Raw genomic sequence first — 12,610 nt, forward strand, 5'->3', positions numbered from 1 at the left:
TCATGATGAGCGCGAACTACATCTCGACCTTGATGCTGTCGTCGTCGTTGAGGTCGTCGATCACGAACAACCAGAGCGCGCTGACCAAGGCCTCGAAGGAAGCGACCACCGGCCGCTTCGCCGATGTGGGCCTCGAGCTCGGCACGGGAACGGGCCGCGACGTGGCGCTGCGGGCCGATTTCAACTTCGCCGACCAGCTCGTCGACACCAACGAGCTGGTGTCCGGGCGTCTCGACGTGACCCAGAACCGGATCACCCAGCTCGGCACGACCGCCTCGGAATTCCTCAAGAACCTGATCGCGGCCCGCGACGCCGACAGCGGCGCGAAGATCATCATGCCGAGCGCGTCCGCGAACCTCCAGGACCTGATCGGCGCGCTCAACGTCTCCTACAACGGCTCCTATCTGTTCGGCGGCATCAATACGCAGACCGTGCCTGTTACGAACTACACCGCCGGATCGACCAGCAAGAACCAGGTCGATGCGGACTTCCTGGCGACCTTCGGCTTCTCGCAGTCCGCGCCGGGCGTGAGCACGATCACGCCGGCGCAGATGCAGAATTTCCTCAACACCAATTTCGATCCGGAGTTCGCAAGCCCCGCCTGGAACACCAACTGGTCGTCGGCCACGGACCAGACGCTGTCGAGCCGCATCTCCACGACCGAGGTCGTCGACAGCTCGGTCAGCGCCAACCAGCCCGGCTTCCGCAAGCTGGCCGAGGCCTACACCATGCTCACCGACCTCGGCAACACCAGCCTGAGCAAGGACACGTTCCAGGTCGTCGTCGACAAGGCCATCGGTCTCGTCAGCGGCGCGATCAACGATCTCGCCGTTCTCGGCGGCACCGTCGGCTCGATCCAGCAGCGGGTTACCGGGGCGTCCGAGAAGCTGAAGATCCAGAAGGACATCCTCAACAACCAGATCGTCAAGCTGGAAGCGGTCGACCCGACCGAGGCCTCGGTCCGGGTCAACACCTTGCAGACCCAGATCAAGACGGCGCTCGCGCTCACCTCGCAGCTCCAGCAGATCAGCCTCATCAACTATCTCTAGGGTCTGGTTCGCACCTTGTCCTGTTATTCGGTCTCCTGCGCAGAGTGGTTCTGATGACGTTTGAAGCCTATGAAGCGGTCGTCGACGAGAGTGGCTATGAGGCGCGGGGGCGCGAGCGGCAGGCGCTGAGCCTCGGCATCGACCGGCTCGAGCGGCTCCAGAGAGGGCGCTTCAGCCTCGAGGACCTGGTCGAGAGCCTGCTCTATGTGCGGCGGCTGTGGACGATCTTCATCGAGGATCTCTCCCATCCGGAAAACGGACTGCCGGAAAAGCTGCGCGCCGACATCATCTCGATCGGCCTGTGGGTGGTCAAGGAAGCCGATCGCCTGCGCGAGGAGAGATCGAACGACGTGATCCAGCTCATCGAAATCAACCGCCTGATCCGAGACGCGCTTTAATGAAAGTCTCCTTGCGGGCGGGCGAACGGATCTACATCAACGGCGCGGTGCTGCGCGTGGACCGCAAGGTCTCCGTCGAGCTCGTCAACGACGTGATGTTCCTGCTCGAAGGGCAGGTCATGCAGGCCTCCGACGCCACCACGGCGCTGCGGCAGCTCTATTTCATCGTCCAGCTCATGCTGATGAACCCGACCGACATCCGCGACGCCGCGGCGCTGTACGCGCAGCATCACGCGGCCCTGTGTGCCGTGTGCGAGAGCCGCGAGATGCTGGACGGGCTCGGCGCGGTCGGCGAGCTGGTTCAGGCGACGCGTTACTTCGAGGCGCTCAAGCGGATTCGGGCCCTGTTCCCCGTGGAGCAGGCGATCCTGGCCGGCGCGGCCACCATTACCCCCGTCGAGGCTGCCTGACAGCGGAGAGACAGATGAACGTCACCAGCGCAACCGATAGCACGAGCAAGTCGACCAGTTCGACCGGATCCAACACGACGACGTCGAGCACCGGTGTCGACTACAACACGTTTCTCCAGCTCCTGATCGCCGAGATGAAGAACCAGGATCCGACCAATCCGATGGACACCTCGCAATATATGAGCCAGTTCGCCCAGCTCTCGACGGTCGAGCAGGCGATGCAGACCAATTCGAAGCTGGACGCGCTGCTGTCATCGCAGTCCCTATCCCAGGCCAACAGCCTGATCGGCAAGACCGTCAGCTTCACCGATTCCACCGGCGCCAGCTTCAGCGGCAAGGTCGTCTCGGTCGCCATCAACAGCGACGGCTCCATCGCGACCCTCCAGGACGGCACCAAGGTCGCGGTCGGACCCGGCCTCACGATCAGCCAGTCATGAACGAACGCGACGCTCTCGATATCGTCCAGGCGGCGATCTGGACCATCATCGTCGCCTCCGGGCCTGCGGTCGGCGCCGCGATGCTGGTCGGCACCGTGATCGCGCTGATCCAGGCCCTGACCCAGATCCAGGAGGTGACGCTGACCTTCGTTCCGAAGATCATCGTCATCCTGCTGGTCGTTGCCGTCTCCGGCTCCTTCATCGGTGCGCATCTCTCCACCTTCACCGAGATGGTCTATTCGCGGATCGAGCACGGCTTCTGATCCGCGCCGGCGATCTGCCACCATCCCCGCGTAAGCTTTGCACGGCAGATTGGGGGCGGACCCCTCTGCCGGTGACCCATGGCCGATACGTTAGCTGCTAGCCTGCCGACCCCCCGACGATTGGGGGCCGACGCCTTCTTCGCAGGCGGCATCGTGGCCATGCTCACGATCCTGTTCCTGCCGATCCCGCCGATCCTGATCGACCTCGGCCTCGCATTCTCGATCGCGCTGTCGGCGCTGATCCTGATGGTTGCGTTGTGGATCCAGCGGCCGCTCGACTTCTCGGCCTTCCCGACCGTGCTGCTGATCGCGACGATCCTGCGCCTGGCGCTGAACGTGGCGACCACCCGTCTGATCCTGTCGCGGGGCGGCGAGGGCGAACAGGCCGCCGGCCACGTCGTCGCCGGCTTCTCCAAATTCGTCATGGGCGGCGACTTCGTCATCGGCCTGATCATCTTCGCCATCCTGGTCACGGTGAATTTCGTCGTGATCACCAAGGGCGCGACGCGTATCGCCGAAGTCGGCGCCCGCTTCACCCTGGACGCCATCCCCGGCAAGCAGATGGCGATCGACGCCGATCTGTCGGCGGGCCTGATCGACGACAAGGAGGCTCAGCGCCGGCGCCGCGAGCTCGAAGAGGAAAGCGCGTTCTTCGGCGCCATGGACGGTGCCTCGAAGTTCGTGCGCGGCGACGCCATCGCCGGGCTGATCATCACCGCGATCAACATTTTCGGCGGCATCATCATCGGCGTCACCCATCACGGGCTGACCCTGTCGCGCGCTGCCGACGTCTATACCAAGCTCTCCGTCGGCGACGGTCTGGTGTCGCAGATGCCGGCGCTGATCGTGTCGCTGTCCGCGGGCCTGCTGGTCTCCAAGGGCGGCACCAGAGGATCGGCCGAGCAGGCCGTGCTGCGCCAGCTCAGCGGCTATCCGCGCGCGGTGTCGGCCGCCGCGCTGATGATGTTCGTGCTCGCCCTGATGCCGGGGCTGCCGTTCGCGCCCTTCGTGCTGCTCGGCGGCCTCATGGCCTTCGTCGGCTACTCGTTGCCGAAGCAGCAGGCGGCGCTGAAGCAGAAGGAGGATGCGCGCAAGGCCGACGAGCGCGCCCAGGCCGAGGCCAAGGAATCCGTCAAGGAGCAGCTCAAGACTGCCGAGATCGAGCTGGCGCTCGGCGGCCATCTCTCGGTCCATCTCCTGGGCTCGCGCACCGAACTCGCCCACCGCGTCGCCAAGATCCGCAAGAAGTTCGCCAAGCAGTACGGCTTCGTCATTCCCGAGATCAAGCTCTCCGACAATCTGTCGATCGACCCCAAGGGCTACCAGATCCGCATCCACGACACCCGCGTCGCCCATGGCGAGCTCAGGCTCGGCGAGGTGCTCGTGCTGGTGGACAAGGACGGCAAGCCGGACGTGCCGGGCGAGGAGGTGATCGAGCCCGCCTTCGGCATGAAGGCGTTGTGGGTGACGGAGGCCTTCACGGACGAGGTCAAGCGGCAGGGCTGCAAGCCCGTCGACAACCTCTCCGTGCTGCTCACGCATCTCAGCGAGGTGATCAGGGCGAACCTCGCCCAGCTCCTGTCCTACAAGGACATGCGCGCGCTGCTCGACCGGCTCGATCCCGAATACAAGCGTCTCGTCGAGGATCTCTGCCCGTCGCAGATCTCCTATTCGGGCCTGCTGGCGATCCTGAAGATCCTGCTGGCCGAGCGCGTCTCGATTCGCAACCTTCACCTCATCCTGGAAGCCATCGCCGAAATCGCGCCCCATGTGCGGCGCTCCGAGCAGGTCGCCGAGCATGTGCGGACGCGGCTTGCGCAGCAGATCTGCGGCGACCTCTCCGACAACGGCGTGCTCAACGTCGTCCGTCTCGGCAACCGCTGGGACCTCGCGTTCCACCAGAGCCTGAAGCGCGATGCCAAGGGCGATGTCGTCGAGTTCGACGCCGATCCGCGCCTGATCGAGCAGTTCGCGACGGAAGCCAGCGCTGCGATCCGCAAGTTCACCGAGAACGGCACCAGCGTGGTGCTGGCGGTGACTCCCGAGGCGCGCCCCTATGTCCGGATGATCCTGGAGCGGGTGTTCCCGACATTGCCGGTCCTGTCGCATGTCGAGGTCGCGCGCAGCGCCGAGATCAGGGCACTCGGAGCCATCTCGTGATCTCTGGCCTTGCCGACAGCGTGCTGGTGACGTTCATCGTGTTCTGCCGCATCGGCGCCTGTCTGATGCTGGTGCCCGGCTATTCCAGCGTCAACGTCCCCGCCCAGGTCCGCCTGTTCGTGGCGCTGGTCACGACGTTCGCGCTGGCGCCGATCCTGATCGCGGTCCTGAAGCCTCTCACGGACAACGCAGCCCCGCTGACGCTGGCGCTCCTGATCTGCTCCGAGCTTCTGGTCGGCAGCGTCATCGGGCTCGGCGGGCGCGTGTTCTTCCTCGCGCTTCAGACCATGGCGACCGTGATGGCGAGCGCGATCGGCCTCAGCAACATTCCGGGCACGCCGGTCGGCGACACCGATCCGGCGCCGGCCCTGGTGCCGCTGATCATGGCGGCCGTCACTACGCTGTTCTTCATGACCGACCAGCATTGGCAGGTCCTGCGCGGCCTGATGAACTCCTACGACGTCTGGCAGCCCGGCAGCAGGATCGGCGGCAGCATGGCGCTCGACCAGCTCGTCGGCCGCCTGTCGGAAGCGTTCGTGCTGACCCTGCGGATCACCAGCCCCTTCATCGTCTATTCGGTGATCGTCAACCTGGCGGTCGGCCTGATCAACAAGCTGACGCCGGCGATTCCGGTCTACTTCATCTCCGTGCCCTTCGTGCTGTTCGGCGGCTTCCTGCTGCTCTACCTCACCAGCGACGAGTTGCTGACGCAATTCATGCTCGGCGTCTCGTCCTGGCTGGCGGAGTGACCGGCATGGCCTCGCGCGCGGACAAGCTCGGCCGGATGGTCTCGCTCGTGAAGCTCCAGCTCCGGCTGTCCGAATGGAAGCTCGCGCAACTGCGGCAGCAGGAGAGAAGCCTGCAGGACGAGCAGGAATGGCTGGTAGGCGCCCTGAACGACGGCGCGCCGCCGGCAGGCTCGTCGAGCGAATCGATCGCGCGGCGCTTGAACAGGACGAGCGTCGGCGCGCGTGTGGTTCAGGCGCAGGCCGCGCAGCAGCTCGACCAGGTTCGTGCGGAGAACCGCCGCGTGAAGCAGCTCGAGGAGGTCGCGAAGGCGGCGCTGGCCGAGAAGCTTCGCGACGCCGAGAAGCGCTCCCTCGAGGAGATTACGGGAATAAACCCTGCCGTGCGCGCGTGGATGCCGCCGCCAGCCAACCGGAACAAGCCATGATCGTGACAGCGACACCCGACCTCGTTCTCGACGTCCTCGAGGCCGCCGATCCCGTGACGCAGCGCGCGGCGACCGCGAAGCTCGATGCGCTGAAATCCTCCGGCGCCGACTTCGCCGCCACGATGGATGCGGAGGTCGGCAAGGCTGCGGCGGCGAGCGCCGAGCAATCCGCGGCGAAAGCGTCAGAGGCGCAATCGGATGCGCTGAACGGCCCGCCGGTCCGGGTGATCAAGGCGCCGGCTTCCGGCGAGGTGTACCGGAAGTTCGAGGCATTCATTCTCCAGACCTTCGTCGAGACCATGCTCCCGAAGGATTCGGAGGAAGTGTTCGGCAAGGGCACGGCGGGCGGCGTGTGGAAGTCGATGCTGGCGGAGCAGCTTGGCAGCCAGCTGGCGAAGGGCAAGGGCATCGGCATCGCCGAGCGGCTCGCCGCCGCGCATCCGCCGGCATCGAACGCCGCAGACAAGGCCGGATGACGATCCGAGGAATGGGTGACAGACGTTGAGGGGTGAATTTCCTATGCAGGCACAAGAAGGCGCGGCGGCCGTGGTGATCGAGCAGCCGGTCACGGACACCGAATTGATGATGACGGAAGCGGCGGCCGACGATGCGCTGCTGCCCGTACTGCTGCCGATCGCGGGCACCGAGGCCGTGATCGACGGCGCGGACGCGGCGAAATCGGACGAGGTGCGCGGCCTCCTGGCCGCAATCCGCCGGCTCGAGGGCATCGTCGAGGAGGAGACGGTCGCGCTCACCACGGGGCAGAAGATCGACTTCGACGATTTCAGCGCGCGCAAGAGCCGGAGCATGCTCGAATTCGTCCGCCTGATGCGGGCGCGGATGCATCTCGGTGGCGAAGTCGAGGTCACCGAGCAGATTCAGCGGCTGCGCGAGAAGCTCGAGCGCAATCGCTCGGTCCTCGAAATGCACTATGACGCGGTGCGCGAGGTCGCCGGCATCATCGTCAAGGCGATCAAGGAGGCCGAGTCGGACGGCACCTATACCGGTCGCACAGCGCAGGACGGAAAATGATCAGGCTGGTGTTGGCCGGGCTCTGGGTCTGCATCCTCACCGCGGGCACCAGCTATGGGGTGGCCTATTGGAAGGAGAACGGCAGCCTCCTGCCGGCAAAGGACGAATATCTCGACGGGCTGCAATACCAGAAGACGCGGGCGCTGAGCGTGCCGATGGTCGAGAACGGCAGCGTGCAGGGCTATATCGTCGCGCGTTTCGTCTACACCGTGGAGGCGCGCACCATGCACCAGCTCAACGTTCCGCCGGAGCCGTTCGTCGTTGACGAGGCCTTCCGCAGGATCTATGCGGACGACCGCCTCGATTTCCGCAAGCTCGCCCGTTACGACCTCTCCATCCTGACCACGGCCATCAAGCAACGCGTCAACGAGCGCATGCAGGCTGAAGTCGTCCAGGACGTCCTGGTCGAGGACTTCAACTACGTCTCCAAGGAAGAATTCCAGCAAAAGCCGTAGAGCGCGGCGACGGCCGGCGTCTATTGATCCCGGCCGGTAGCAGCGCTCTCCGTCCCTCCTCTTGTGGGGAGTGCAATCGCATATGGCGCTTTGCGTGAGCTGAGTGCACGCCTCGTCCTTAGCCGACCGCTTCGCGGTCTCCTCAGGATGAGGCTATGTGTCATCGGTGCTCTTTGAAACTGGTGCCGCACCCCTTGGTCCTCATCCCGAGGGCCCGCCAACGGCGGGCGTCTCGAAGGATGGCCACAGGCGAAATCGCGCCCATATGGGCTTGCTTCTGCAGCTTGCTGGGAGAGGACGCAGCGTCATCGGGGGCGCGAAGCGGGGCTAATCCCACGTTCCTTCCGCCAAACGTGCAACGGCCTCCGCGAAGCAGCTTCGCGGAGGCCGTTGCCTGTTGGTAGCAGGTGCCTGCCTTGTCAGTTTCCGGCGGGGTACGCGGCCGGGACGGCGTGCGTCCGGTTCAGGAGAATGCCGACCTCGTCGAGCTCCTGCATCGGCTCGTCGATCGTGTCGCCGGCTGGGATGTCGAGGCGGTAGCCGACATAGCGCCGGGCCACGATCGCGTCGAAGCCGAGGCGGTCGCGGAGCTTCTTGCGCAGCTTGCTGACGTGGCTCTCGATCACGCTTTCGTCGAACGTGGATTCGAAGATGCCGTAGACCGCGTTGAAGATCTGCGTCTTGGTGATCCACTTGCCGTGATTGCTGACCATATATTCGAGAATGCGCAGTTCGCGGCGGGGCAGGGTGAGGGCATGGCCCGCGATCTCGGGGTCCCGGCCGTTGAAGAAGACCTGGATCCTGTTCTCGCAAGGCCTCGGCAGCTCGCCCACCCGGCGGCGCGCGATCGCGGCCGTTCGGGCGAGGATTTCGCGGAGGTGGATCGGCACGTGCACGACGTCGTCGACGCCCGATTCGAACAGCTCGAGCGTGTTCTTGAGCATCTTCTGGCCGCTCATGGCGATGATGGGAGCCGCGGAACGCTTGCGCATGGCCCGTGGCAGGCTTCCGCGGGCATCGCAATCCCCGAGGAGGAAGGCATCGACCGCTGCCAGATCCGACTCGCTCGCGGATTGCAGCCAGTCCCAGAATTCCCCAGAGGAGAATCCGATCGAGGATACGCCTTCGCGAACCAGCCCTCCGACGTAGCTGTTCGCGACGCTCTCGCGATCATCAACGATAATATACATCAGTCTTTCGCCCCTGTTTCGCACTTGTTGCGGCCGGTTGGTTATTGTGATGCGCCGGCTCGGCAACGTGCTGTTTGACGACATTCCTTCCCGCGAACCGTTGTTATGGTTTCGATATTCGCGGGCAGCCCTACGCATTCAGTGCCTGCGTTACGCAGGCCTGCTACTTCGACTCGATACTGAACGCTTACTGTGTGAGGCTCGGCGGGTGTCTTACGGATCACCTTGCGGAGCGAATTGAGAAACGACCTAGAACAGTTGCGCCACGTTGCTCATCGCGTTCGAACGCTACTGAAACTCTGTCGATCTCCTCGCCAACTGGCGAGAATCACTTGATAGGACCGTAACGATTGCCGATTTCCGATCAAGCGTGCGAAAGAAAGCGATTGCTATGTGTGTTTGATGCTGTTGATTCGTTTCAGGTTGTTTCTTGATATATTCGATCGCATCAGTTGATTTGGCATCCGAACTAGTTTTGCACGGTGATGGTTCTAAAGTTCCGTATCCCCGTACAATTACAGCTGTTTCAAGCGGTGCCGCGGGTCATGCAAACCGCGGGGTTTTCAACCCGGGATTGACTTGGATCCTTGCTTTTCCACATGCGACAATTCGACTCATGTGTGGCGGCGAGACTCCAGCTTGGCGAAATCTTGGCGAGGGTGTGTCTTTCGAGTCGCACTCTCGCCACGTGCGTGACGCGATTGACGCGTGCGACGTCGCATCTTGCGCGATGAAAATCTTCAGGTGCGCACGTTTCAGGCAAGCTTCGACAAATAACGTCATCGTTCGATAGATCGAACCGAACGGAGCATTTTCACATGTTGTCCGATGGACAAGCTCGTCCCAACGCGACCGCTGATGTTTCCGCGACGGCAAAGCCGGCTCCCGAGCCGCGCGATATCAAGGACAATACGGCGCACGCGACCAGGCCTGCAGCAAGCACAAAGCGTGCGTCGGCCGCGGCAAGCGACGAAGCTCTCGCCAAGGAAGCGCTCGAAGGGCTGAAGCGTATTCGCGCCAAGGCGCGTCTCGACAAGATGGCGATCCCCAAGCCGCCGCAGACCGTGATGAAGCCGGCCGTGATCGTGGCCAAGCCGCCGCCGCCGCGTCCGACCTGGGTTGTGCCGCTCGCGACACTGGCGGGTGCCGCCATCCTCGTGGTCTGCGCCTGCACCGGCGTGATCGCCTATCTCACCACCACGCAGCCCGCGCAAAACAGCGTCGCGGCCAATACGGAGATCAGGATCTTGCGCGAGACCGTCGCGCAGCTTCGCAAGCAGGTGTCGGGCGTGTCGGAAAATCTCGACGGCCTGCGCACCGCGGTCGATCAGTCGAGCAAGGCCACCAATGACCGCTTCGGCAGGTTCGCCGAGAATTTGGACCGCATCGAGCGGGTGAGCTCGTCCTCGACGGCGAAGCTCGACAAGCTCGCCCAGGTGCAGGTCCAGGCGCCGGCGCCCGTGCCTGCAACAGTGCAATCGCAACCGTCGTCGCAGCAGGGGGCAATGATGGCGTCGGTTGCGGTGCCCGAGTTCACGGGCTCGGTCGCGCCGTCCGAACGGACGTCGGCACCGCGGAAGGTGATCAAGGGCTGGTCCGTCCGCCAGGCCTATGAAGGAATTGCGATCCTGCAGAGCCCGAACGGCGTCATCGAGGCGGTGCTGGGACAGCAGGTGCCCGGCCTCGGCCGCATCGAGGAGATCAGGAGCGAGAACGGGCGTCTGGTTGTCGAGACAAGCGGCGGCGTCGTCTATTCGTCACGCAAGGCGGCGCCCTGAAGCGCGCGCCGTCGTCTATTGGCGATGATGCTCGAAGCTGGTGCATAGCAGATCGACCTCCGCCTCCGCGATCGGCGAGCGAAACAGGCGACAGCTGAACTCGGCCGTCGCCTTGCTGTCCGTACCGGTGCGCTCTTCCCGGAGAAAGATGCATCGCTTGCAGACGTCGGTGTGGTGGCGCTGCTCGGCTGCGTCGGACTGATCCAGCACGTGCCGGAACGTGTCGCGGAAGCGGATCTTGACCTCGTCGTCGAGCCCGGCAATCGCCTCGACGAGAACATTGACGGGGTCGCGCACCAGGAATTTCTTGCCTTGCTGCGTCACGCTCAGCATCACCGAGCGCTTGTCCGTCGCCGAACGCTTCCGCTCGATATAACCGAGCCGCTCGAGCTCCCCGATGATGAACGAGGCGGTGCCGCGCGTGGTACCGACGTAACTCGCGAGCGCCGAAGGCGTTCGGGAAAAGCGGTTGGCACGGGCGAGAAATCTCAGCGCCATCCACTCCCGGTCGCGCAAGCCATGCTTGGTGCCTTCGAACCACAGGATGCGTGCGACCTGCTCCAACAGTTCAATCGATTCACGAGCCAAATTCATTTCAATTCCGGATCGGATAAAGCTTTATTCAATTGAGCCTTGGGTAGCGCAATCTGGGCGGACGGGAATGAAGTCCCCGGGGCGACCCTTCGTCCATTGCCGGACGGAGGACTGCCGCGTGAGGAGAAGCTCTTCCCTGCCAGAGAAGGAAACTTCCGGCCGTGGAACTAGGGGGTCAGAAAGAAAGTTCGAGTAAACCGCACGACTCAACTCATCTGAAAATTTCAATCAAATGACGACGGCGCGCACGCGAATGGCGGGGAATCGCGCGGCGCAAGCAACATGATGTGTCACTGTGGTCGCCGCGGCGCCCATTTGTTGCAGGTGGGCGGGGCGAATGCGCGAACATGCGCGTTGCCTGCAGCGAACGGCGGTGTGGCGAGCCGCGAAGAGAACCATCTTTCTGGGTTAATGGATGTTGCGATGCAATGCAGCTAGACGGTTAAGTCCGCATATCAGCATCAAGGGAATGTCAAAGCGTCGATCGGAATCGAGCAAGCCGCGCCGTTCAAGGTTGGACGTGCGGCATTGGCAGCCATCGTCGGCAACGCGTTCTGCGATTTCGCCGGCGGCGGTGGTCAGCCTCGTCGCCATCGGCCCGATGCCGGAGAGGGCGCCGGTGAAACAGCGGCAGGGAGCGGCTTGGAGGCACGCGCGCTCGCAGGCTGGTGATTTGCGTTTCGCCGGCAAGTATTGGCGAATGCCTCGCCGAAGGGAGAAACCACCATGCGCAGCAGGAAGGGATAGATCGATGAGCTTCGAAACCACCATGACGTCCGACGTCGTCGGGCTGACGAAAGTCGCCCCGGTCTCGCGCCGCGGATTCATGAGCGCCACTGCGGCCGTGGCGGCCGGTTATACGCTTGCGGCCGGCCCCGTGCGCGCCGAGCCGATCACGACCGACAGCAATGGTCTCCAGGTCGGCGAGGCCAAGATCAAGGTCGGCTCCGAAGAGATGCCCGCCTATTTCGCCCGTCCTGCCGGCAACACCAAGGCGCCGGTGATCATCGTGGCGATGGAGATTTTCGGCCTGCATGAATACATCAAGGACGTGACGCGGCGCCTCGCCAAGCTCGGCGCGTTCGCGATCGCGCCCGATTACTATTTCCGCAAGGGCGTCGACCTCACCAAGATCACCGACGTCAAGGACCTGCTGCCGATCGTCAACGCCAAGCCGGACGCCGAGCTGCTGTCCGATCTCGACGCGGTGGTGGCCTGGGCGGGATCGCAGGGTGGCGACACCGCCAAGCTCGGCATCATCGGCTTCTGCCGCGGCGGGCGCACGGTCTGGGAATATGCCGCCCACAGCGGCACGCTCAAGGCCGGCGTTGCCTTCTACGGCACGGTGGTCGATCCCGCCAATCCGCTGTGGCCGAAGAGCCCGATGCAGCTTGCGCCCGAGATGAAGGCGCCGGTGCTCGGCCTCTACGGCGGTGCCGATACCGGCATTCCCGTCGCGCAGGTCGAGCAGATGAAGGCCGCGCTGGCGGAAAACAAGAAGACGGCCGAATTCAAGATCTATCCGGAAGCACCGCACGGCTTCCACGCCGATTACCGCGGCAGCTACCGCAAGGATGCGGCGGAGGATGCCTGGAAGCAGGCCGAGGCCTGGTTCAGGAAATATGGCGTCCTGAGCTGACGCCGGGTCAAAAACGAAAGGGCGGCCGAAG

General features: G+C 64.0%; 16 protein-coding genes. 13 read left to right on the forward strand and 3 right to left on the reverse strand.

Going from position 1 to position 12,610, the window contains the following annotated elements:
• The first annotated feature begins 2 nt into the window (after nucleotides 1-2).
• From CO669_RS13185 to CO669_RS13235, 11 genes are all read left to right on the forward strand, one after another.
• Nucleotides 3-1,049 carry a flagellar hook-associated family protein gene (locus CO669_RS13185; protein WP_097660234.1) on the forward strand — a complete coding sequence of 349 codons (1,047 nt, stop codon included), beginning with the start codon at nucleotides 3-5 and terminating at the stop codon, nucleotides 1,047-1,049.
• Between the two features lie 53 nt (nucleotides 1,050-1,102).
• Complete coding sequence (gene flaF / locus CO669_RS13190) at nucleotides 1,103-1,447, forward strand: flagellar biosynthesis regulator FlaF (protein ID WP_198963990.1); 345 nt, start codon at nucleotides 1,103-1,105, stop codon at nucleotides 1,445-1,447.
• On the forward strand, nucleotides 1,447-1,857 hold the full coding sequence (flbT, locus tag CO669_RS13195) for a flagellar biosynthesis repressor FlbT (RefSeq protein WP_097660236.1): 411 nt from the start codon (nucleotides 1,447-1,449) through the stop codon (nucleotides 1,855-1,857). The genes flaF and flbT overlap by 1 nt, the downstream gene beginning before the upstream one ends.
• A gap of 14 nt (nucleotides 1,858-1,871) precedes the next feature.
• The gene (gene flgD / locus CO669_RS13200; protein ID WP_097660237.1) at nucleotides 1,872-2,294 is read left to right on the forward strand and encodes a flagellar hook assembly protein FlgD; all 423 of its coding nucleotides are present in this window, start codon (nucleotides 1,872-1,874) and stop codon (nucleotides 2,292-2,294) included.
• Nucleotides 2,291-2,557, forward strand: coding sequence for a flagellar biosynthesis protein FliQ (gene fliQ, locus CO669_RS13205; protein WP_027572776.1), 267 nt, complete (start codon nucleotides 2,291-2,293; stop codon nucleotides 2,555-2,557). The genes flgD and fliQ overlap by 4 nt, the downstream gene beginning before the upstream one ends.
• A 78-nt stretch (nucleotides 2,558-2,635) precedes the next feature.
• Nucleotides 2,636-4,717: a flagellar biosynthesis protein FlhA gene (flhA, locus tag CO669_RS13210; RefSeq protein WP_097660238.1), complete on the forward strand. Its 2,082-nt coding sequence runs from the start codon at nucleotides 2,636-2,638 to the stop codon at nucleotides 4,715-4,717.
• The gene (gene fliR / locus CO669_RS13215) at nucleotides 4,714-5,466 is read left to right on the forward strand and encodes a flagellar biosynthesis protein FliR (protein WP_097660239.1); all 753 of its coding nucleotides are present in this window, start codon (nucleotides 4,714-4,716) and stop codon (nucleotides 5,464-5,466) included. Before flhA ends, fliR begins: the two co-directional genes overlap by 4 nt.
• Nucleotides 5,467-5,471: 5 nt before the next feature.
• Nucleotides 5,472-5,891: a hypothetical protein gene (locus tag CO669_RS13220; protein WP_097660423.1), complete on the forward strand. Its 420-nt coding sequence runs from the start codon at nucleotides 5,472-5,474 to the stop codon at nucleotides 5,889-5,891.
• Nucleotides 5,888-6,367, forward strand: coding sequence for a rod-binding protein (locus tag CO669_RS13225; RefSeq protein WP_198963991.1), 480 nt, complete (start codon nucleotides 5,888-5,890; stop codon nucleotides 6,365-6,367). The genes CO669_RS13220 and CO669_RS13225 overlap by 4 nt, the downstream gene beginning before the upstream one ends.
• 43 nt (nucleotides 6,368-6,410) lie before the next feature.
• Nucleotides 6,411-6,923, forward strand: coding sequence for a flagellar biosynthesis protein FlgN (locus CO669_RS13230; protein ID WP_097660241.1), 513 nt, complete (start codon nucleotides 6,411-6,413; stop codon nucleotides 6,921-6,923).
• On the forward strand, nucleotides 6,920-7,378 hold the full coding sequence (locus CO669_RS13235; protein ID WP_097660242.1) for a hypothetical protein: 459 nt from the start codon (nucleotides 6,920-6,922) through the stop codon (nucleotides 7,376-7,378). The genes CO669_RS13230 and CO669_RS13235 overlap by 4 nt, the downstream gene beginning before the upstream one ends.
• A gap of 419 nt (nucleotides 7,379-7,797) precedes the next feature.
• Here the strand turns inward: CO669_RS13235 and CO669_RS13240 are convergent, their stop codons facing one another.
• Nucleotides 7,798-8,568 carry a response regulator transcription factor gene (locus CO669_RS13240; RefSeq protein ID WP_198964009.1) on the reverse strand — a complete coding sequence of 257 codons (771 nt, stop codon included), beginning with the start codon at nucleotides 8,566-8,568 and terminating at the stop codon, nucleotides 7,798-7,800.
• Nucleotides 8,569-9,386: 818 nt separating this feature from the next.
• Here CO669_RS13240 and CO669_RS13250 point away from each other — a divergent pair.
• Entirely contained in the window at nucleotides 9,387-10,346 is a 960-nt protein-coding gene (locus CO669_RS13250; RefSeq protein WP_097660244.1) for a hypothetical protein, read from the forward strand.
• Nucleotides 10,347-10,361: 15 nt separating this feature from the next.
• Here CO669_RS13250 and CO669_RS13255 read toward each other — a convergent pair whose 3' ends face one another.
• Nucleotides 10,362-10,940: a MarR family winged helix-turn-helix transcriptional regulator gene (locus CO669_RS13255; RefSeq protein ID WP_097660245.1), complete on the reverse strand. Its 579-nt coding sequence runs from the start codon at nucleotides 10,938-10,940 to the stop codon at nucleotides 10,362-10,364.
• A gap of 408 nt (nucleotides 10,941-11,348) precedes the next feature.
• The gene (locus CO669_RS34990; protein ID WP_143278665.1) at nucleotides 11,349-11,711 is read right to left on the reverse strand and encodes a hypothetical protein; all 363 of its coding nucleotides are present in this window, start codon (nucleotides 11,709-11,711) and stop codon (nucleotides 11,349-11,351) included.
• Here CO669_RS34990 and CO669_RS13260 point away from each other — a divergent pair.
• On the forward strand, nucleotides 11,692-12,579 hold the full coding sequence (locus CO669_RS13260) for a dienelactone hydrolase family protein (protein WP_097660246.1): 888 nt from the start codon (nucleotides 11,692-11,694) through the stop codon (nucleotides 12,577-12,579). The genes CO669_RS34990 and CO669_RS13260 overlap by 20 nt on opposite strands.
• Nucleotides 12,580-12,610 lie beyond the last annotated feature (31 nt).

This window comes from Bradyrhizobium sp. Y36 (assembly GCF_002531575.1).
In the GTDB taxonomy this organism is placed as follows: domain Bacteria; phylum Pseudomonadota; class Alphaproteobacteria; order Rhizobiales; family Xanthobacteraceae; genus Bradyrhizobium.